The organism is Micromonospora musae (assembly GCF_003626545.1).
GTDB classification, from domain to species: domain Bacteria; phylum Actinomycetota; class Actinomycetes; order Mycobacteriales; family Micromonosporaceae; genus Micromonospora; species Micromonospora musae.
On the sequence record NZ_RAZS01000002.1, the window covers coordinates 141,190 to 161,860 of the forward strand.

Below are 20,671 nucleotides of genomic sequence, written 5' to 3' on the forward strand. Positions count from 1 at the left end.
CTCCCGGAGGTCTCGGTGGCGAGGAGACCACGCCGCTACGGAAAGTGGGTCGGTTGCCTCATTATCTCGCCTCCGGCAGGGGCCGGTCCGCCTAAGGGGTCGGGTCGGCTGGTCTGTGAGCGGAAGGCAGCGCCGCCCGCGTCTTCGTCCCAGAGTTTCCCGAAATAGTAGACAGAGGTATTTGCGTAGAAGTCCGACGCATGCGTAGTTGCCTATGTGTGACGTGTACTAAGTTGCTTATTCCGCACCCCTTGGCGGGTGCCGGAACATCGGTTACGTTGAATCAGGACGCCGCTACGAAGCATTCCGGCGAGAGAAGTAGGCGGCACCCGTGGCGCCACGGCTCACACCAGGAGTCGCATTGCCCCTCTACCTGTCTCCACGGATCGAGCCGACACTGCAGTCGGCGCTGGACGAAACCGCCCTGTTGGCGCAGCTCTCCGATGCGTTGGGATCTCCGCTCGGAGTTGTCCTGCCACAACAGCTGGCGGACAATGTCGGCGCATTCCGTTCAGTCTTCTCCGATCACCGACTTGCTGGTCACATCTATTACGCGCACAAGGCGAACCGGTCGAGCGCCCTGGTGCGCGAACTCGCCGCTACGGACGCGGGGATCGACGTGGCGTCGCTGTCCGAGCTGCAACACGCGCTTGGTGCCGGCTTCGTGCCGCAGCGCATCATGGCGACCGGCCCGAAGAATCAGGAATTCCTCTGGCTCGCCGCCCGCACCGGTGTAACCGTCAATGCCGATTCGGTCGCCGAGCTGGTACAGCTGGCCACACTCGTCACGGATTGGGCGTTGCCGCGGGTACGCGTGATGGCACGTCTGTCGGACTTCAATTCGTCGGGCGTGCGGCTGAGCAGCCGCCGCAGCCGCTTCGGAACGCCGGCGGCCGCGGTGACCGTGCTTCTCGACGTGGTCGAGAAGCACGCCGACGCCCTGGATCTGGTCGGTGTGGCGTTCCACCTGGACACCGTGGGGCTGCCGGAGAAGATCGTGGCAGTAGAGGGCTGCCTCGACGCGTTGGACGAGTGCCGCCGACGCGGGCTGCGGCCATGGTCGGTGGACATCGGTGGTGGCTTCGGCGTGGACTACCTCGCCGACGGTGCGCAGTGGGAGCAGTACACCTCCGCATTGACTGAGGCGGTGCTCGGCAAACGGACGCCGTTGACCTGGAATGCACACGGTTACGGTTTGCGCGCAGAGGGCGGCCACCTCCGGGGCTCCCTTAACCTCTACCCGGCTCATCGGCCGGTCTCCGGACCTGCGTACCTCGATCGGTTGCTGCGGTCCACCGCGCCCACGCAGCGCCGCCCCCTCGGGACACTACTGCTGGACAACATGTACGACCTGTACGTCGAGCCGGGTCGGGCCCTGCTCGACCAATGCGGCTTCGTCCTGGCCAAGGTTCTGGAGGTGCGCGACGAGGCCAACGGCGACACGTTCGTGAGACTGGAGTGCAACGCACGCGATGTCAGCCTCGAGGAGCACGGCGTGCTGATGGACCCGGTAGTCGTGCACCGAACCGTCCCAGCCGGTCCCAAGCCCGCCGAGGCGTATCTGTTCGGCAACCTCTGTCTCGAAGCGGATCTGATCACTCGACGCAAGGTCTTCCTGCCTTCCCGGCCCAGTGCCGGGGATTGGCTGGCCTTCGTTAACACCGCCGGCTACCTCATGGACTTCAGTGCCACACAGGCATTGCGGCAGCCGGTCGGCCGTAAGGTCGCGATGTACCGCGACGACGGCGCGTGGCGATGGTGCCTCGATGAGCAGTACTGGCCCGTTCACCATCGTGCGGAGGCAGCATGAGATTCGAAACGATGACCGATGCCGTCGGCAACACCCCGTTGGTGCGCATCGATCCCACCGTGCACACGCTGCGCAACATCGACTTGTACGCGAAGATGGAGCTGCTCAACCCGTTCGGCTCCCTGAAGGACCGCGCCGCGTGGAACATGGTCCGGCCCCTACTGACGCAGGCCGTCGCGCGCGGTGACACCGTCGTCGAGCTCTCCAGCGGCAACACCGCCAAGGCCCTCGCGGTCATCGCCGGCATGCACGGGCTCGCCTTCAAGAGCGTCACGAATCGTATGAAGGTCGCGGAGATCAAGGACCTGTTGCTGCTGCTCGGCGCGGAGATAGATGAGTTGCCCGGGCAGGCCGAGTGCCTCGATCCGACCGACGCCGACGACCCGCTGACCCGGATGTACCAGCGGCTAGCCGCTTCGGGCGGCGGCTATCTGCACACTGACCAGTACTTCAACGAACTCAACGTCGACGCGCACCTGCACGGCACCGGCCCGGAGATCATCAAGGATCTGGATGGCAGGGCCCCGGACTACTTCATCGCCTGCGTCGGGACGGCCGGTTCCTCCACCGGGGTCGCGGCCGCGTTGCGCCAGCACAATCCCGACGTGCGGGTCGTCGGGCTCGTGGCACACAAATCCGACTTCATCCCCGGCATCCGTACGATCGACGAGGTGCACGAGGTCGGCCTCTTCGACCCCGGCGTCTACGACACGGTGGAAACGATCACCGCCGACGACGCCATCGACGGCCTTCTCACTCTCGTGCGCCGTTGCGGCACGCTCGCCGGGCCGACCGGCGGCGGTGCCTACCAGGGCGCCGTACGCCACCTGCGCGCGATCGACGCCGAGCTCACCGAACGCCGTACCGCGGTCTTCATCGTCTGTGACCGCGTCGAGAGCTACATGAGCTATCTGCGGGAGCGGCGCCCCGAGCTGTTCGGCCGGCCAGCGCGGCGCAACTCGGTCGACACGGTGACCGAGGCGGACCTACGGCGGGCGGCGGTCGTGGACGTCGCGGCGGCCGAGCGGTGGATCGCCGAGCGCCGAGGGTTGGTAATCGACCTACGCAGCTCGTTCGCATATCAGGCGCTGCACATCGATGGCTCGATCAACATCGTCGACGAGATCTTTGCCGAGCTGTTGCACGGCGGGCTGCCGTTCGGTCGCCGCCAGCCGGTGTTGCTGGTCTGCCCGGTGGGGGAGAAGTCCGCCCGTTACGCCGCCTTGCTGACCCGGATGGGGCATCCGGACGCGCGCTCGCTCGAGGGCGGGATCATCGCCTGGCGTGACGCCGGCGCCGAGCTCGTGCGCGATTGACATGGAGGCACTCGACGAGCTGCGCCCGTGGCAGGAAGAGTTGCGCGCCCAGTTCCCGCTCATCACCGCCAACCCCGATGCGGTGTACCTGGACAGCGCCGCGACCTCCCAGAAGCCGCAGGCGGTCCTCGACGCGGTCCTGACCTACCTGACCACTGGCAACGCCAACGCGGCGCGGGGCACATATCCGTGGGCGAACCGGACCACCACCCGCATCGAACAGGCCCGCGACCGGCTGCGCCGCTTCCTCGACGACCCGGCGCCGGGGCGTTCCGGTGTGCACTTCGTCAGCGGCACCACCGAGGGCCTGCGCGCCATCGCCCGCGACTGGCTCGCCTCGCAGCTACGCGACGGCGACGACATCATCGTGCCCTTCGCCGATCATGCCGCCAACAACACACCCTGGTTGGAAACCGCGGAGCTGCTGCGCCACCGCGGCGTTTCGGTTGGCGTCCGGCCGATGCCGTACGACGCCGCCCACGACTACGACACCGACCGGCTCGCCGCGATGATCAGCGGCCGGACCCGTCTGATCGCGGCGACTCACGTACACCACGTCTACGGCAACGACATGAATGTGCCAAGACTGCGCGCGGCCGTCGGGCCAGACATCCCGATCTGCCTCGACGCTGCACAGGGCGTGGGACACCTGCCGTTGTCCACCGCGACGAGCGACGTCGACTTCGTGGTGTTCTCCGGGCACAAGGCGATGGCGCTGCCAGGCACCGGCGCGATCTGGGCGCGCAATGAACGCGGTCCGGAGTACACGCCCGCCGGCTGGCACGGCTCACCCAACACCAGTGGCATCATCAGCCTGGTCGCCGCGCTGGACTGGCTCGACGCCGCCGGCGTGGCCCGCGTCGCCCGCTGGAACACCGCCCTCGGCGCACGGCTCACCGACCGCCTGCGCACGCTGCCCAGCTTCGAGGTGCTGGGCTGCCAGAGCAGCCTGGCTGCCGACTCTCCGGTGCAGCAGCGCCAGGGCATCGTGACCTTCCGACATCGCTTGGTCGGCTCGAACGACCTTGGCTTCATCCTGGCCGCGCACGGGCTCATGGTCCGCGCGGACGGTCACTGTCAGGGCGACCAGGGTGAGAAGACGGCATCCGTACGGGTGAGCCTGCACGTTTACAACACGACCGAGGAAGTGGACCGGTTGCTGTCGGTCCTGGCCGAGCTCGACCGCGACTCCTGACCGACACGCACGGGATACGTCGGTTCTTCCGTATGGAATCACCTATGCTGCCGGTAATGGCTTCCGTTTTCACGTAGCCCTTTTCGTCCGCGCGTCGTTTCGGAGTCACCCATGGCAACAACCACCGGCGCGCCCGGCACCGCGCTCGATCGCACACAGGCCATCCGGTGGCGTCAAACCTGGGCCCAGGTCATGGGTGGATTCGTGCCCCACCTCGCCAGCCTCGAGGAGACGCTGTGCCGTGCCGCCGAGACCGTACGCGGCCGGGCGCCCAGCCGGGTGCTCGATCTCGGTGGCGGGCCCGGTGTGCTTGCCGAGCGGATGGCTCGGCGATGGCCCGATGCTGCCGTGACTCTGATGGACCTCGATCCGGTGCTCCTCGCGCTGGCGCGCGGCGCTCTGGACGGCGAGGTGCGGACATTGAAGGGTGATCTGTCGTCGCCAGGGTGGGTGGCCTCCGCGGGTGGCGACCATGACCTGATCACGGTGGTCATGACCCTGCACTACCTGCCACCGGTCCAGGTGCGCGCGTTCTACGACGACGCCCGCCGCTGTCTGGCGTCCGGTGGGTTGCTCATCGTCGCCGATCTCATGCCCGACGACGGAGTCCCGTCACTGATGAGCGCGCTGGATCCCGCGCCGGACGAGGCTGCCGCGGAGTTGGCCTGGGCGCAGTGGTGGGGCGGCGTGGGAGAGGTGAAGGGGCTGCGGCCGCTGCTCGCGCAGCGAGCAGCGGCTTTCAGGGAGCGCCCGCCGGCCGAATTCACCGCTCCGGCGTCATGGCACGTCGCCATCGCTCGGGAGGCCGGATTCGGGGAGGCTGGGATCCTCTGGCGATGTGGCAGGCACGCGGCGTTGGCGGCAGTGGCCTGAGATCCGGCCCGGTCGCTCCCCGACGAGGCGCCTCAGTGCGCCCGCGATGGGGCGGACCCGTGCACTCATGGCCATCTCGCTATTAGACGATACTTAACGAAAACGATTATCGTTCCTGACCTCAGGAATGGAGTGTCTTCGTGAAGCATCGGCAACGTACCTTCGTAGCCGCGGCCACCGCCGCGGCGCTCGTTCTTCTCGGCGGCTGTGGCTCGGGCGACGACAACGCCGCCGGGGGCGGCAGCGACGCCGCGTCCGGCAACAAGCTCGCCGTGGTCGCCACGACCCCCGAAGTGGCCGACTTCGTCCGCAACATCGGCGGCAGCGACGTCACCGTCACGCAGATCATCAAGCCGAACGTCGATCCGCACGACTACGAGCCCACCCCCGCGGACATTCAAGCGATCGGCAACGCAGCCATCGTGGTGAAGAACGGCGTCGGCCTCGAGAAGTGGCTCGACCAGACCATCGAGTCGGCCGGCTTCAAGGGCACCGTCGTCGACTCCAGCCAGGGGGTCACGCTACGCGAGGGTGGCCATGAGGAGAGCGAGGGAGGCCAGGACGAAGGCGAGGGCGAGCACGAGGGCGAGGAGCACGACCCGCACATCTGGCACAGCCCGCTAAACGCCAAGACGATGGTCGCCAACATCGAGAAGGGCCTCGCCGCGGCCGACCCCGCACACGCCGCTGCCTTCGCCGGCAACCTGAAGAACTACTCAGCCCAACTCGACAAGCTCGACGCCGACAACGAAGCCGCCTTCGCCAAGATCCCCGCCGACCAGCGCAAGCTCGTGACCAACCACGACGCCTTCGGCTACTACATCGACCGGTACAAGCTGCAGTTCGTCGGCTCGGTCATCCCCAGCCTCGACACCTCCGCCGAGCTGAGCGCACAGCAGCTCAACGACCTCGTCGCGAAGATCAAGGCGACCGGTACGAAGGCCATCTTCGCGGAGAGCTCGCTGCCGCCGAAGAGTGCGGAGGCGATCGCCAACCAGGCCGGCGTCAAGGTCATCAGCGGTGAGGACGCCCTCTTCGGTGACAGTCTCGGCGCCGAGGGCACGCCGGAGGGCACCTACCTCGGCGCAGAGCAGCACAACACCCAGGTCATCGTCGCGGGCCTGGGCGGCTGACATGGGCGATGTCGCGGTGGCCGACGCCGCCCTTCATTACTCCGGGGTGAGCGTCGGCTACCACGGCACGCCAGTGCTCACCGATGTCGACCTCAAGCTGGCCTCCGGGCAGCGCCTGGCCCTGGTCGGACCGAATGGCGCCGGCAAGTCCACGCTGATCAAGTCGATCCTCGGGCTGGTGCCGCTCCTCACCGGCACGGCCACCGTGCTCGGGCGTACGCCGACCCACGCCCGGACCCTCACCGGGTACGTTCCGCAGACCGACTCGCTCGACGCCGACTTCCCGGTCACCGCGGCTCAGGTCGTCATGATGGGACGCTACCGGCGCATCGGCTGGTGGCGTCCCACGCGTGCCGCCGACCGCCGCGCGGTCCGCGAGGCGCTCGACCGCCTTGGGCTGGCCGACCACGCGGGGAAGCACTTCGGCGTGCTCTCCGGTGGTCAACGCCAGCGGGTGCTGCTGGCCCGAGCCATCGCCGCCGAGCCGCAGCTGCTGCTACTCGACGAGCCGTTCAACGGTGTCGACGCCCTCAGTCAGGAAGCCATCCTCTCCGTCCTGCGCCAGCTCAGCACGGCCGGGACGACCCTGGTGCTCAGCACCCACGACTTGACCCTCGCTCGCGAGCTGGCCGACACGATCTGCCTGCTCAACGGCCGGCAGTGGGCGGTGGGCCCGCCCGCCGAGACACTGACCGTCGATACGCTGCGCCGCGCCTACGGCGGCCACGCTATCGAGGTGGATGGCGGCCGCACACTGCTGGTGGAGACGTGATCGAGCCGTTCACCGTGCCATTCATGGGGCGAGCCCTGGCCGAACTCGCGCTGCTGGCCCTCATCTGCGGACCGGTCAGCGTCTTCGTCTTCGCCCGCCGCCTGTCCTTCGTTTCCGACGCGCTGACGCACACCGTGTTTCCCGGCGTCGTCATCGGATTCCTGGCGGGTGGCATCGAGGGCATCGTCGTCGGGGCGCTGTGCGCCGGTGTCGTGACCGCGGTCGTGCTGACCCTGCTGACCCGCGGCGGGGCGCTGTCCGACGATGCGTCCACCGCCGTGGTGCTCACCGCCATGTTCTCGATCGGCGTGCTACTCGTATCCCGACGCTCGTCGTACACCTCGGATCTGACGTCGTTTCTCTTCGGGCGCATCCTGACGGTGACACCACGTCAGCTCATGGAGACCGCCGTGCTGGCGGTGGTCATCCTCGGGCTACTGCTGATCATGGCCCGCGCCCTGATTTTCCGGACCTTCGACCCGGTCGGGGCGGCCGCGGCCGGCTTCCGGATCGCCTGGCTCGATCTGTGTCTCAACATCATCGTCGCGCTGGTCGTCGTCGCTGCGGTGCGCGCCGTCGGCACCATCCTTGTCGTGGCGTTGCTCATCGTGCCGGCCGCAGCCGCCCGCATGCTCACCTCACGACTACCCGCGATGGCCGCCGTCGGAACCGGCCTGATCCTCGTCGCCGCATACGGCGGCCTACTGGCCAGCTGGACCGCCTCAATCGACTACGGCATTTCGTTGACCTCGGCGTCCGCCGTCGTCCTGCTGCTCGTGCTCGCGTACCTGCTGCTGCTCCCGCTGGGCGCGCTGCGCCTGAGGCGCAGCCGCAAGCAGATGGTCCCCGACGCAAGGAGATCGCCTCATGAACTGGTGGGATGACGCGCTGCACCGGGCCACGGCCGAGGTGCTGCTCGTCGGCGCGCTCGCCGGACTCATCGGCGTCCACGTCGTGCTGAACAGGCTGTCCTTCTTCACCATGGCACTGACCCACGCCACGTTCCCCGGCGTGGTGGCAGCCTCCATCATCGGCGTCAACATCCTCCTCGGCGGCGTGATCGCGGGCGCGATGGTCGCGCTGGGCGTCGCCGCGCTCAGCCGTCGACGCAGCCAGAACGCGGCCGCGGCGACCGGCGTGATGCTCTCCGGTGGCTTCGCGCTCGGCGCCGGACTCGTCGCCACCCAGAACGGCTTCAGCCGGGACCTGACGTCGTTCCTCGTCGGATCGATCCTCACGGTCAACCCGCAGGACCTGCTGACGACCGCCGTGGCGCTCGTCGTCGTCGCGGCCGTCCTGACGGCCTGCGCCCGACCGCTGCGATACACCGGCTTCGACCGCATGGGGGCGCAGGCGGCCGGCTTCGCCACCGGCGCCTGGGACGTCGTGCTCCTGCTGACCATCCAGGTGGTGGTCGTGACGATCGTGCCGGCCGTCGGCACGATCCTCGCCCTCGCCCTCATCGTGGCGCCGGCCGCCGCGGCACGCCAGTGGTCACACCGGCTGAGTATCATCACCGCGCTGGCCGTCACACTCGGCGCTCTCAGCGGACTCGGCGGCCTGTACGCATCGAGCCACTGGAACGTCGCCGCTGGTGCGAGCATCACATTGACCGCCACCGCGATCCTGGCGCTGTCGACGGTGCTGTCCCGGCTGGCCAAGTCCAGGTTTTCGGCGGCCGTCCGCTCCCGCTTGATCCCCGCATGAGCACCGCCCGCCTCGACGAGACGAGATCCACACTGGATCGCGCGGTCGTCGTGCTACGCGGCATGGCGTACGAGCACCGGTTACACATTCTCGTCTTGCTGCAGGCCGGCGAACAGACTCCAGCCTCGCTGGCGGAGGCCATGTCCACGGATTCGACAACCATCGCCCGCCATCTGCGGTACCTCAAGGACGCCCGGCTGATCCGGCGCAAGCGCCGCGGGCGACACGTCACTTACATGCTGCACGGGGAAGCCACCAGGCGGCTCATCGTGGATGTGCTGCACTACGCCGAGAACTCGGCCTGAATCGCTGGGACCAGGTCAACCGAACCGGCACTCCGGCGCGAAACGGTCTTCTGACTTGGCTTCACTCCGGGGCTGTCGACCCGGCCGCCTGCCCCCCGCAGCCGACGCTGGGGATGCTACTGATGGAGCAGTGGGCCTACCTGTGCGGCGTTCTGCTCGCCGACGAAGCGGTCAACTCGCACTGGTCCGCCCCGCACAGGGGCTCGGCCCGCGTTGCGTACGTGCCTTGTTCGCGGGCTGTACCTGTCGCACTCTCCCATCGCCCGCGCCCATGGATCGACGATGGCACAATGCCGGCGTCTTGTAAGAGGGGTATCGCGGGGAGAGTCATGGGTGACGTGAGCGGGTCGGGAGTTAGTCGCCGTAGCTCTTTCTGGGCGTCAGTGTCGGGCGTCATCACCGCCGTGGCAGCGCTGCTCACTGCGGTCGTTGGCGCTTGTGCCCTTGCCTACCAGGTATCCAGATCGGAGCCCTTGGAACCTAATTCCCCTTCCAATCAAACTCCTGCTACGCAGGCTCTCGGCCAAACCTCCAGCCCGTCAGCAGCAACGGGCCAGGCACGCGGACCTCTCTGGCACGGGACTCTGCTGTTCGATAACAATGGCGTCGACTTCGATACCACTCCACCGACCGCGCAACTCAGCACCGGCATCGACGTCTATGACGGAGGCGGCAACCAAATCGTCACCTATGGGGCGTCGCACAAGAACGTGGCGAAGTGGGCTATAGCGGGCGAGCCGACCGCCACCGCGTGCGCGGAGCTGCTTGGGCTGTATGGCGTAAACACCGCGGTTTACGATCAAGGCACGGTCTACTGCGTCCGTACACGTGGTGCCGGCCGCATTGTTTATCTGAAATTCTTAGGTCCGCGCGACGGCGCTTACGAGATCGAGGCCACGATCTGGCCTTCGCTCCGGTGATGCTCGTGGAGCCGCACGTCGCGCCGGCTCTGTCGCTGGTCCGTCTTCCTGGCGCGTTGGCGCCGCCGTCATGGCTTCCTGGCCGTCAGATCGAACTCGTGACGAGGAGGGCTCTGTGATGGCTCCAAAGCCACTGCAAGTACTGCTGCACCTCCTCCGGCGTGGCGACCCAACCGTGTTCGCCACCTACACGCAGACCGCCTACCAGGAGCCACCAAAGCCCTAGAACGTGGAGCATGCGCGGGGGGCTATCAAATTTGAGGGATTCCTGTGAGACAGTTCTCTGTGCGGGATCGCAAGTACGCCGCACTAATCGTGCTGAGCGACTATAGCGATTATGATGCGATGGAAGTTGTCGAACTTATCGATAACGGGCATGGTCCGCTTCTCCTTGAATTCAGGATGGATGAACGCTCGGCGCGATTGAGTTTTATCCTTCCGGAAGTCGAGATTCCCTTGCTTCGGGCAGCCCTTCAAGTTTTCGAAGAAGAGTTTTTTGAGCCAAGGCGGGCTGCGGGGGTTACGTGCCCACCTTGGTAGGGCGATGGAAGTGGCATTCTCACCTTCGAGAACATGGGGGAATCGCGAGCTTTAGACGGTAACGCTGCAGGATGACTACCGCGACATGGAGCTGTCGCGGTAGTCATCCGCAATTGTTGCCATCTCACTGCCCACACGTGGCCGTCGAGATCCGGCCCGATCTCCGGGTCCGTCAGCCGCTCATCCAACGACTTGCGCCAGATGTCCGGGCTCAGGGCGGTGCTCACCTCGGCCTGTACGCAGTGCTTGAAGAGGTATCGGAGGTGTGCTGGCTGGATGCCCGTGCTCGGGTCGGCGGTCGCGTAGACGATGACCTCGTAGTCGCGCATGTAGTTGGTGTAGGCGTGGTACACCACGGCCTGGTCGAACACGTCGTCCAGCGCGCGGCGCAACTCGGCGATCTCCACACCGCGTGTTCTATCAGGCGCGCCGCCGGCCTTGAATTTAGAAGAAGATCGCAGACGGCTGTTTGTGCGGGCGCGTTCCCAGCTGGAACACCCGGTCATCTGAAACCTGAGCGTCCAACTCGAGGCTCTGCCCAGGCGTCAGAAGTGACGGGTGTCTGGGCAGTGAGGGATGGATAGAGTTGACAACGGCAGTTGGCCTCATGTTGCGGGCTGTGGCTCGACGGGATAATGGCGCGTTCGAGCACTATCGAACTCATGTAAACCAGGATCCAGGAGAAAGAGAGCAACTCTATCCGCTGCTTTTTGAGGTGTTTCGTTTTGCTGTACATCTGAGGTTTGCCGACGATGCAGCTATCGAACACATCCGGGAATTTCTTAACCGACCCCGCTTGTTGCTGTGGCCTGACAGGGGATTTTCGAAGGCCAAAGCGGAAGCTCTGGTAAGGTCGGCTCTCGGGGAGTGTGGCCTTGTGGCTGGGATCGCGACTGGAGACGTTGTCGTCATCCGCATGCAAGTGTTCACGTACCTTGTTGAAGATATGCAGCTGGGCGACCCGGAACTGGATGCACTTATCGCCCAAGCTGAGCAGTGGGTTGCTGCTCCGCAGTGACAGGTCGGTAGCTGGCCTCTGGGCGAGCACCTGGACTGCCGATGAGCTGTGCCGTCGAGCTGTGTGGCCGGCTTCTGCGGGTCCCTATACCTGCTGTACCGGTCAGATTGGCAGCATGCTCTGATTCACCGATGGTGTTACATCAGCGTAGTTCTAGCTGAACGCCGTCCTCGGTGAGGTAGCGGACGAGGTCGTCGAAGGTGACGGCGGGCAGCCAGCTCTTTCGGTCGTAACCGGAGACTAAGTGGGTGCGCGCGACCTCGGAGTTGTGCCAGATCAGGCGGAAGCCGGGGGTCGCGCCGCCGCCGCCGGTGGCGGCATTCTCGTGTAGCCAGAACAGGTCGCCGCCGAACCAGCCTCCTGGGCCGTTGACGGCCTCCCCGATCGCGCAGAAGAAGGCGTCAAAGTCAGTGACGTATTGTCCGTCCAGGTGATACGCCGTGTCCGCGGGCTTGTCTGGAGCATGGTTCCGATGGACCACAGCTGCCCGTACCCAGAGGTAGCGGTCACTGCGGTCGAGCTCTGCCCACAGGTTGGGTTCAGTCGGGCCGCCGGCGCGCCACATGTCCCAGAGTGGGCGGTCATTGGTCGCCAGCGGCTCCGGGATCCGCGCATCCACCATGACGTCAACAAGGTCGTCACCGAGGTTGGACGGGCGCGTGGCTATGACGCTTCCGAACACGCGTTGTCCCCAGCCCATCGTGTGAGCCGTGCCGTCGACGCGCACGTGGGCCAGCTCGGCCTGGAACGACCCGCTGAGCCGGCGACGGCAGCCCAGCAAGGTCAACGGCGGACCCGGCGGCCAGCTGTCCGGCCGCTCGTGGAACAGGCCGGCGATGCCACGGCACTCGCCGGCCGGCGTTTCTTCGCTGGATCCGTTCGCCGTCGAGCACGCGAGCAGCCGGTAACCGAAGACAGCGGGCGCGATGGTGCCGCCACGATTGTTGTCGCTGTCGCGGCGATGGCCTTCGAGATCGATGTCGAGCAGGCCGGATCCGCCCGCGGCGGGCCGGTGACCGACGACGCGGACATTGAGCAGCTCCTCCATGCTCTCGTAGCACTCCTGGCACGAGGCCTCGCACCTCTCGCTCGCCGGGCGGCCGGGGACGTGTGCGCCCTCGAGAACGAAGTTGCCGAACCAGGTCGGCCCCGTGCCGTCGATCGCGGTGAGAAGCGGTCCGGACGGCGCGCAGCTCAACAGGGTGTAGCGCTCGTGCAGCGGCTCGTGCGGGAACACGCGGTCGACGAAGAGCCCGTCGATGTCCGTGTATTCGGTGATGGTGGCGCCGGTTTCCTCGTCGAGCAGGCGCCAGCGCATGGGGATTGACACGTGGTGACCTTAACCAGCGGGCACGCTTTGCGGCCGACGTGCAAACCGGCGGAGTACGACGCGGATCTGCAAGACGTCCGCTTCTGCCAGCCTTTGGTATGCGACGGCAGGCGGTGCACCATCACTCACCGCAGTGACGCCCGCGTTTGCTCAGCATCCGACCATCCTCGAGCTATGGGTGCCGGCCGAGGGATTCGATGAGTTCAACCACACATCGTCGGGCTGATCGAGGTTGTCCACGAGTTCTGGCCTGGCAGCTGAACGGGCTCGCGTGACCGGCGTGGACTCGTTTTGAACGGCCGGTGAGGGGTCCAGCATCCACTGGGCAGGGAAGTCGAGTGCCGGTGTCAAGTCGGCTGCAGTGCGGGGTCGATGACTGGGCCGAATCTAGTTCGATCGGGATTGTCGGCTCGGGCAGGATGGCGGGGTGATCTGGGGGAGACGGGGCAGTGGGGTTCAGTCGTCGGCGGTAGCGGAAGGCACCCCTCTCGGGGCGGTGCACGTCGCGGTCGACGGTGCCGCCGCCGGCGGGTGGGAGGCGTTGAACCATCTGGTCGAGGTGCTGATCGAGGTCGATGCTGCCGGTGACGAGGTAGTGGCGCGATCGGCGTTGAAGCTGGTGGCCGGCGTTGCGGGTTTGGTGGCCCGGCTGGACCGGCACGCGCGGCAGGCGCCCTGGTACGGCCCGTACCAGGAGGGCGCGTTGCGGCGGGTCGGGGCGCGTTTCTCGGTCGCGACCTCGGGGCCTGTCGCGATGGCGCTGGCGAGCATGCACGGTGACGGGCGGATCCGGGAACGCGCGGTCACGGCGATGGTCGGTCGGCCGTGCCCGGAGGTAATGCCGTTCCTGGTGCTGCGTACCGGTGATTGGGTCAAGCCGGTACGGGATCGGTCGCGTGCCGGGCTGGCGTTGTTGCTCGCCGACGATCCGGGTGGCTATCTCCCGGCGGTGCTGCCGATGGCGTTGCGCCTCGACGCGCGCCTGCGAGGTGGCTTCGCCGTCACCCAGATACGGGCGGCGTTGCTGTCGGCAGCTGACGAGGTGTGGCGCGGGCTGCTGGGATCGGGTGGCCGCCGGCAACGCCGGTTCGTGTTCGACATCGTCCTGGCTCAGGGCTGGCTGCGTCTGCCCGACTACGTGACCTGTGCCGAGGCTGACTCGGATGTGGGGATTCGGGTCCGGGCGGCGGACGCGGCCTGCCGTGAGGCGGTCTGGACCCGCCGGCATGACGTTCTGCGTCGCCTGGCCCGGTCGGTTCGTGCCGAGGTGCGGGTGGTGGCGTTGACCGGGCTGGTCCGGGTCGGTCAGGACAGCGACGTTGTCGCGTACCTGGACGACGACGCGCCGCTGGTCCGGGCGGTGGCCCGGGACGCGGCCCGGCGGCTCGGCGTCGACGCCCGGGAGCATTACCGGACCACGGTCAGCGACGGAGAGCCGGCGCCGGGTGCGATCGCTGGGCTTGCCGAGACCGGCTCGGCAGCGGATGCCCCGCTGCTGCGGCCGCTGCTGACCCACCCGCAAGCCAGGGTCCGCGGCCAGGCGGTACGAGCCCTGCGCCTGCTCGACGCGGTTGTGGCACGGGAGGTGCTTGCGCTGCTGCGGGATCCGTCGCCGGCGGTGGTCCGGGAGGTGACCGCCGCGCTGGGGCCCTTGCCCGGTGCCCTGCCGCCGGGCCTTCCGTGGCAGCTGCTCGGGGACGCCCGGATGGAGTTGCGTCGGGCCGGCTATCGCCTCCTGCGTGGCCACGGCGTCGACGTCCAGTTGCGCGCTGGCCTGGTCCTCACCCTCGACCCGGACTCTCGCCTGGCCCAACGTGGCAAGGCCGACGTGACCCGCCTCGCCCGCGACGGCGCACGAACCACTTGGCGCCGCAATCCACCACCGGAGCTGCCGGTCACCGCCGCGCAGCACGGTGAGCTCGCCGCGTTGGCGGCACGAGCGGCGGCGGCACTCGGCGAAGACACCAGCCTGATGCTCACCAGCTGGCTGGCGCGTACCCGCCCCGGGGCATGAGTGCGATCCCCGCCTCACAATGGTCCGTGACTCATCCCGGGCCGGCGGATCTGCTCGTGCGCCTGCGTACGGACATGTCAGGTGTTGAGGCTTGCCCATTGCGCGCAGGTCGGCAGCCCTCCGTAGTCCAGCCGGTAGGCAATCGCGCGCTCGGTGGCCGAATCCAGGGTCTCGGGCAGGCGATCGAACGAGCCGGGCCAGACATCCAGCAGCGAGAAGACTTCCTGGCCGTCCCGCATCGTCAGCAGCAGCATGCACCGCCAGTGCGGGGAAAACTCAGGCCGCCGCCCCGCCCGGTGCACGACCACGGGGCGTAGGTAGTGCACGGCCTCAAGGGCGGCGTGTTCGGCGAGCCAGCCGGCGCCGTGGTTGCGGTTGAACCCGTACGCAATCGCCTCGGCATCCAGCCGGATGAGTTCGGCGGTGTCGATCGCCTTGACGGTTCGGGGAACGCCGGACAACACACCCAGAGTCTTCCACGCGCCCGGACCAGGCTCCAAGATCCCCTGATCGGCGAGTGCGGGAGGTGCGGTCCGGCATGCTGGCCGGAGGACGCGTGAAGCCGTGCGTGGCGTGGCCTGGCCGTATCCCGACAACCGGTTCCCGCAGCACCTCGGGGTGCTCCAGCGCACTGTGCTCGAAGGCACGGAGCCGGCCAGATCAGTAGCCCATGACGCTGAGGGTGACTGGCTGGTGTCCGACGATGTGAACGATCCGTACGGCAACGCCGTCCTGGTCTGCGTGGAGCATCTGGTCGCGGCGGACGGCACGATCGCCGAACTGGCCGCGATGCCGCCAAGCATCGAGGCCTGGCGGCCCGACCCGGGCGAGCCCTGGCGTTTAGAGCCGCTCACGTACGCCGACGCGTAGGCCTCATCCGGTGCCGGTGGATCCGTCATCTGATGCCGCGAGGTCGTGCATTACTGCTTCGGGGAGGGACGGATTGGCTGCCGCAGCGGCGGCAACGCTGGTGTCGGCGTCGGTCAGTAGTTGGATGATCGTCTGTGCGGGCAGTGCGGGATGGCTCGCGGCTACATCGCCGCGGATGCCGGGAGTCGGATCCTGCGCGAGGGCGCGGTAGGCGCCCTGCGGCAGGTCGGTTCGGACGGCAAGCCGCCAGCGCACGTGTATCGACGGATGCGCGGTGAAGCGGCTGACGGTCTCGGCGGGCGTGCGTGGATTGAGGGTGAGCGCGTAGTCCAGGTCGTGCAGTGCGTCCTGGTGCCCGCCGTCGCAGCTCCACTGCTCTGCCAGCCGATGGCCGGAGCCGTCACATGCCGGGCACAGTTCTGCGGCCGGCGCGCGGCGCTCGGCAAGCGCGACGAGAAGGTGACTCGGTACGTGTTCGTTGCAGGCCAGTGCTCGGCGCACGCTCAGATGCGGATGGGTTGCGAGCCGCTGCGCCAAGGGGTCGCTGATCCTCGGCGATCTGGCGGCCTCGGCGACCACCTCCAGGTCCGGGTCGTCGGCGAGGGCGGCAACAACGTCGGCTGGCAGATGCGTGGTCGCGGCGAGAGCCCCACGGATGGCCGGGTCTGGGCTGGCGGCGAGCCGCCATGCCCAGTCCTCAGGGATCGGCGCGATGTCCGCCATGGCGATCACGACCGGTGGGTCGAAGCGGTCAACCTCGTCCGGCGGCAACAGCCCGCGCGACAGCAGACGAATCACAACATGGGCGTCACCGCGGCGAGCCAGGAGGCGGATCTGGTCTCCGCTGAGATCGTCTCGCTCGGCCAGCTCAAGCCACACCGACGGGTCGCCCAGCGCAGTCAGCTGTTCAACAAGGGAGGCTGGCAGGGCAGGGTTACGCGCCAAGCCGGAGCGCAACTCCCACAGTCTCTCCTCCTCGCCGAGCGCGCCTGCTGGTCGCTCGGTCCTGCGCCCCGGCGGATCGCTAGTCATCGGAGCGCCTGACGGCGAGAACCTGCACGGGCCCGCCAACTGATCAGCTGTGACCGCATCAAGCTGGCCGTTGTCTTGCCGTTCGGCGGGCCGGACCGCCGTACAGATGCACACGCTGATCGACGTCACGGTCAGCGACGGCGCTGAGGAACAGGTCCGGTCGAGGTGACGCGGATGCGACGTGCACCGTCCAGGCCTCGTAGTACCAGCGGGCGGAGCAGGCGCAACCGGTGAACCGGAAATTGGCCCGGAATCGGCCGTACTGACCAGGTCGGAGCGTGAACATCCGGTACGACGTGCGCCAAGCCGGGTACGCAGCCCCGGCGGGGAGACGCTTAATCACCACGCCGTCTGCGGTGAGGTCGACACGTAGCCCGACCGCCCGCACCGCCTGAACACCCGAACCGACGGACGACGCAGGCCGGTAGCCGTCAGCCTCGTCAGCCAGAACATCGTGCACGACGAGCGTCTCGCCCGCCGGCAGCGGCGGAAGTTCATACGCCTCCGCGACCGACCGACGTCGCACCGCGTGCGTCGCCCCGCGGGCGTGGGCACCCCAGCGGACCCGGACACGTTGCACGACGAGCACGGCGACCAGGATGCTGGACGACGCTGGGTAGCGCCACCACGTTTCGGCCGTTCGACCCCCGAACGGAGGTGCCGGCGGGCCCGAGGGGGTGAGCCCGGCCGGGCCGCGAGAATATCGGCCGTCATAGCTGCCCTACGGAGCCACGATCGCTATGGCGTGCGGGCGGCGGGGGAGAGCCGCTCGTACTCCGAGACGCACCAGTGGCTGTGATCCCGCATCACGTTCACGTCTGGTCGACGTTCCACGCCTGCGGCAGATCGCTGCCACAGACGTAACAGATGAAGTCGCCGTCCTTGACCACGCTCAGTTCCTTGCAGTCAGGGCAGCGACGGAACACGAACTCGCAGGTAAACCCGCCCGGGTGATCAAGCCCCACCTGTTTCAGAGCCGCCGCCACCGCTGGCCAACAACGCGGTTCGGGACAGTAGCCGGTGGACTGGTTGCTGACCTCGCTGACCGACCACCCGTCCGGCCGCCGCACCAGAGCGATCTCTCCGGCTGCGAGCACCGTACCGCCACCAGCGCATGCCACGTGTTCGCTGCGTCGGGCCGCCAACCGCAAGACACCAGCGGTGTCAACCACGTACGTGAACGGCTCTGCCAACTCTCGCGCATCCACCGAGGCCACCCAGTCGGCGAACTCCTCCGCCGACCGGATCAACCGCCCCTCATCACCCTGCAGCGCGACCACAGCGATGTCCGCAGGCCCTACATAGCGGTAACGCTGCTGCTCAACAACCACCACTCGACCGTAGCGCCCTTCTGAAACACGGCCTAAGTCTGTTCCGGCAGCGTTCGTACGTGCGTCAAGGTCCACTTGACGTCGCGGGCCGGGCAGCGCTCCTCGGAGGAAGGGTCGGCGGCATGCGGAATGGCTAGCGAGCGCAGGCGAGGAGCGAACTGGTGAAGGCCATCTAGGCCAAGTCCTCGGGCTTCACCTTTCCCTTCCTGAGAAGGTTCCTAGCGAGGAGCAGGCGGCCGAGGATGGCCGCGTAGACGTTGCTCATCAACACCAGGAATGCTGCGCCGAAGTCGCGCTGACCGGCCAACATCAGGGCAGGAAGACCCGCGAACAGCAGGACGGGCAACATGAAGAGCCACAGAGGGAACCGCAGGTAGTAGAGAAGGGAGGGGGCAGAGGGCTTAGACGAAGCCATTAGAACCTACAGAGACTAGGAGGCCGGAAGCCCGCCCGCGGACTGAGTGACCAGGTGGGTGACGACCGGAGCGGCCGACGCCGGTTGCCCATAGACGATGATGGAACGTTCCGCAGGTCAGCCCAACTACGCGCCCAGCTCAGTCACGCCTGATCATTCCTCCGGGACGAAGAAATCAGTGTGCGGTATCGGCGTGTGGATCGCCAAGCCACCAGACATCGTGTGTTGTCCATGCTTCGGCGACACCGGAGACGCAGAGTGTGGAGCCACCGTCGAAGTCGAGGACCAAGCCCCCATCTGGTCCCACTGTCACTACGGCGACCGTCAGGTTCAGCAGCTCAAGCAGCGCATGCAGCGGCCCGGCGGGATCGTCGGGATGCCAGGTCGAGAGTGTGCGACGGTGGTGGGCGAACCTCACAGGTCGTATCTATGGACAGACGCAGCTCCGTTGGCCTGCCGATCTCCTCGTCACTACTGAACGTGATGAAGGGCCAGGCTTGCCTAACGCCGATCTCGACGACAAGAAGGCCGGCGAGAGAGTACGGGTCGTGGGGCACGGCCTCAAGGTACCGGCCCAGGCAGGGTGACAAACCGAGTGACAACAGATGTGGACGGCGCCGGACGCCCGGGGACGTTCATGGATTGTTTCCACAGCTCCGGGTAGATGGAGCCGGAGGTGACCACGCCGTCATGGTTGCCTGGGGTCAAGGGCGATGGCTCGGCGGCATCTAGAGCCCGGACGATTGCTGGGAAAGCCATTCCGGGTGCTGTGCCTTCAGCGCGTCCCGTTGCTCGCGAGTGGGCAGAACGACATCGGCTCCACCGTCGTAGGGGTGATACAGCCATCGGAGATCGGTCGGCGCGAGGATCACGTTCGCCAACTCGTCGTCGGCGACGGCCCTCAACAGGACGTCAATCGCGCCCCGTCGCCAGGGAATCGTCTCTGCATAGAGCTGTGTATAGGTGCGGTGCTCGGGCTCTTCCTCGGGGTCTTCTAGCAGGGTCTGCCAGTGCCATGCCGACGGCGCGATTTCTGAACGCCTCGGCCAGATCTGGGGGGTGGTTGCCGGGCCCTCTGTCCATTCGCTGGTTACAACAAGAAGGACGGCACCTGGATCGAGCTCTGACAGCACCGCGTGATGTCGGTCGAGCACTATCGCGTACTCGGTCTCGTTGTCTGCGTACCGCTTCGATCCTGGCAGGCTGTGGAACCTCACCCAACGATCCGGGTATCGGCCGCGAAGCCAGTGGGCGAAGGGAGGGCACTCGGGCCAACGCTGCTCCCACAGTTCGGTCAGGGCCGGCGGGTTCAGCTCCTGGCTCGGTGTCACCGCCTTGTTGTACCTCAGGTCTAGGAGGGTCGCTCGCCCGGGGATCAGGGGGTGGACTACCGACGGATCTCGTCGCGCACGAAGGCCAGCCACTACGTCATGCACGAGGGCGTAGCGTGACCGGTGGGTGCCCGTCGGTCAATGAGTCGAGCACCGGTGTGACGACGGAGGTTGCGCGTTCGAATCCCGTCGACCGCCCGCCCCTACGGCGCCGCCGTGAGCCGTGCCCGTTGCGTGCCCGACACAGCGGTCAACACCAGCCAAAGGCGGTCCGTGCACGGCTCCGAGGCGTGGCCGATGGTTCGGCGACCAGCCAGCACATCCTCTGAGACTGCAAACCAACCCGATTCCCAAGCTGACAGTTCAGTTGGGTCAGGACCAGATCGCCGGCTCTAGCTGGTTCGGGCGGGCCCGGAACTGGGTGGTTCCGTCCTCGGCTTCCACGTGGTCGAGAGCAGTGCTGACGACAAGGACCTGGTCCTCCTGCTGACCGACGACATGGCACCTCACGAACGCCGGCCGGGGCAGAGCAGCGCCAGGACGGCTGTCGTCATCCATGAAGAAGATAGGCATCTTGTCCAGCTCCGACCCCGGGAGCCGGGTCCGTGGCCGGGCGAGGTTGGGTCAACTGCGTCACTGTGGCGGTGTCCGCCGTGGGTGCGGTCCGTGACACGAGAGCCGACTCGGGCTGTTCAGGCAGCGCCGTACGTGCCGTCAAGGGCCGCTTGACGTGGCGGGCCGGGCGGCGGCCTGCGCCCG

General features: G+C 67.1%; 21 protein-coding genes. 13 read left to right on the top strand and 8 right to left on the bottom strand.

The genetic code is table 11. The annotated features are described in order from the left end of the window. Window positions 1-361 precede the first annotated feature (361 nt). From D7147_RS05040 to D7147_RS32090, 10 genes are all read left to right on the top strand, one after another. Complete coding sequence (locus D7147_RS05040) at window positions 362-1,810, top strand: type III PLP-dependent enzyme domain-containing protein (RefSeq protein WP_233562938.1); 1,449 nt, start codon at window positions 362-364, stop codon at window positions 1,808-1,810. A gap of 11 nt (window positions 1,811-1,821) precedes the next feature. Then, window positions 1,822-3,126 (top strand): pyridoxal-phosphate dependent enzyme, encoded by a 1,305-nt coding sequence (locus D7147_RS05045; protein WP_233562939.1) that lies wholly within the window; start codon window positions 1,822-1,824, stop codon window positions 3,124-3,126. Between the two features lies 1 nt (window position 3,127). Next, window positions 3,128-4,321, top strand: coding sequence for an aminotransferase class V-fold PLP-dependent enzyme (locus tag D7147_RS05050; RefSeq protein WP_120674147.1), 1,194 nt, complete (start codon window positions 3,128-3,130; stop codon window positions 4,319-4,321). Window positions 4,322-4,432: 111 nt separating this feature from the next. Further along, on the top strand, window positions 4,433-5,194 hold the full coding sequence (locus D7147_RS05055; RefSeq protein WP_120674149.1) for a class I SAM-dependent methyltransferase: 762 nt from the start codon (window positions 4,433-4,435) through the stop codon (window positions 5,192-5,194). Between the two features lie 140 nt (window positions 5,195-5,334). After that, complete coding sequence (locus D7147_RS05060; protein WP_120674151.1) at window positions 5,335-6,327, top strand: metal ABC transporter substrate-binding protein; 993 nt, start codon at window positions 5,335-5,337, stop codon at window positions 6,325-6,327. 1 nt (window position 6,328) lies between these two features. After that, window positions 6,329-7,099 carry a metal ABC transporter ATP-binding protein gene (locus D7147_RS05065; protein ID WP_120674153.1) on the top strand — a complete coding sequence of 257 codons (771 nt, stop codon included), beginning with the start codon at window positions 6,329-6,331 and terminating at the stop codon, window positions 7,097-7,099. Then, window positions 7,096-7,983, top strand: coding sequence for a metal ABC transporter permease (locus D7147_RS05070; RefSeq protein WP_120674155.1), 888 nt, complete (start codon window positions 7,096-7,098; stop codon window positions 7,981-7,983). Before D7147_RS05065 ends, D7147_RS05070 begins: the two co-directional genes overlap by 4 nt. Continuing rightward, the gene (locus D7147_RS05075) at window positions 7,967-8,806 is read left to right on the top strand and encodes a metal ABC transporter permease (protein ID WP_120674157.1); all 840 of its coding nucleotides are present in this window, start codon (window positions 7,967-7,969) and stop codon (window positions 8,804-8,806) included. Before D7147_RS05070 ends, D7147_RS05075 begins: the two co-directional genes overlap by 17 nt. After that, entirely contained in the window at window positions 8,803-9,111 is a 309-nt protein-coding gene (locus D7147_RS05080) for a metalloregulator ArsR/SmtB family transcription factor (RefSeq protein WP_120674159.1), read from the top strand. The genes D7147_RS05075 and D7147_RS05080 overlap by 4 nt, the downstream gene beginning before the upstream one ends. A 404-nt stretch (window positions 9,112-9,515) precedes the next feature. Further along, window positions 9,516-10,031: a hypothetical protein gene (locus tag D7147_RS32090; protein ID WP_147437341.1), complete on the top strand. Its 516-nt coding sequence runs from the start codon at window positions 9,516-9,518 to the stop codon at window positions 10,029-10,031. Window positions 10,032-10,504: 473 nt separating this feature from the next. On the opposite strand, the gene D7147_RS32910 is transcribed toward D7147_RS32090, so the two are convergent. After that, on the bottom strand, window positions 10,505-10,978 hold the full coding sequence (locus D7147_RS32910) for a YxiG-like protein (protein ID WP_233562940.1): 474 nt from the start codon (window positions 10,976-10,978) through the stop codon (window positions 10,505-10,507). A gap of 212 nt (window positions 10,979-11,190) precedes the next feature. Here D7147_RS32910 and D7147_RS32095 point away from each other — a divergent pair, with 212 nt between their 5' ends. Continuing rightward, window positions 11,191-11,589 carry a hypothetical protein gene (locus D7147_RS32095; protein WP_147437342.1) on the top strand — a complete coding sequence of 133 codons (399 nt, stop codon included), beginning with the start codon at window positions 11,191-11,193 and terminating at the stop codon, window positions 11,587-11,589. Between the two features lie 142 nt (window positions 11,590-11,731). Here D7147_RS32095 and D7147_RS05090 read toward each other — a convergent pair whose 3' ends face one another. Further along, window positions 11,732-12,919 carry a hypothetical protein gene (locus D7147_RS05090; RefSeq protein WP_147437343.1) on the bottom strand — a complete coding sequence of 396 codons (1,188 nt, stop codon included), beginning with the start codon at window positions 12,917-12,919 and terminating at the stop codon, window positions 11,732-11,734. Window positions 12,920-13,415: 496 nt separating this feature from the next. Between D7147_RS05090 and D7147_RS05100 the strand changes: the two genes are divergently transcribed. Continuing rightward, window positions 13,416-14,933, top strand: a complete 1,518-nt coding sequence (locus tag D7147_RS05100) for a HEAT repeat domain-containing protein (protein WP_233562941.1) — start codon at window positions 13,416-13,418, stop codon at window positions 14,931-14,933. Window positions 14,934-15,010: 77 nt separating this feature from the next. On the opposite strand, the gene D7147_RS05105 is transcribed toward D7147_RS05100, so the two are convergent. Continuing rightward, window positions 15,011-15,397, bottom strand: a complete 387-nt coding sequence (locus D7147_RS05105; RefSeq protein WP_120674163.1) for a hypothetical protein — start codon at window positions 15,395-15,397, stop codon at window positions 15,011-15,013. A 229-nt stretch (window positions 15,398-15,626) separates the two neighbouring features. Between D7147_RS05105 and D7147_RS32355 the strand changes: the two genes are divergently transcribed. Continuing rightward, window positions 15,627-15,803, top strand: coding sequence for a hypothetical protein (locus tag D7147_RS32355; RefSeq protein ID WP_158609284.1), 177 nt, complete (start codon window positions 15,627-15,629; stop codon window positions 15,801-15,803). Between the two features lie 3 nt (window positions 15,804-15,806). On the opposite strand, the gene D7147_RS05115 is transcribed toward D7147_RS32355, so the two are convergent. The 5 genes from D7147_RS05115 to D7147_RS05135 form a co-directional block, all read right to left on the bottom strand. After that, on the bottom strand, window positions 15,807-16,835 hold the full coding sequence (locus tag D7147_RS05115; RefSeq protein ID WP_147437344.1) for a hypothetical protein: 1,029 nt from the start codon (window positions 16,833-16,835) through the stop codon (window positions 15,807-15,809). Between the two features lie 58 nt (window positions 16,836-16,893). After that, the gene (locus tag D7147_RS05120) at window positions 16,894-17,424 is read right to left on the bottom strand and encodes a hypothetical protein (protein WP_233562942.1); all 531 of its coding nucleotides are present in this window, start codon (window positions 17,422-17,424) and stop codon (window positions 16,894-16,896) included. 223 nt (window positions 17,425-17,647) lie between these two features. Continuing rightward, complete coding sequence (locus tag D7147_RS05125) at window positions 17,648-18,166, bottom strand: hypothetical protein (protein WP_120674170.1); 519 nt, start codon at window positions 18,164-18,166, stop codon at window positions 17,648-17,650. 172 nt (window positions 18,167-18,338) lie between these two features. Then, window positions 18,339-18,581, bottom strand: coding sequence for a hypothetical protein (locus D7147_RS05130; protein WP_120674172.1), 243 nt, complete (start codon window positions 18,579-18,581; stop codon window positions 18,339-18,341). Between the two features lie 728 nt (window positions 18,582-19,309). Beyond that, a complete protein-coding gene (locus tag D7147_RS05135) occupies window positions 19,310-19,912 on the bottom strand; it encodes a DUF3885 domain-containing protein (RefSeq protein WP_456083824.1) in 603 nt (200 codons plus the stop codon). Window positions 19,913-20,671: the final 759 nt, after the last annotated feature.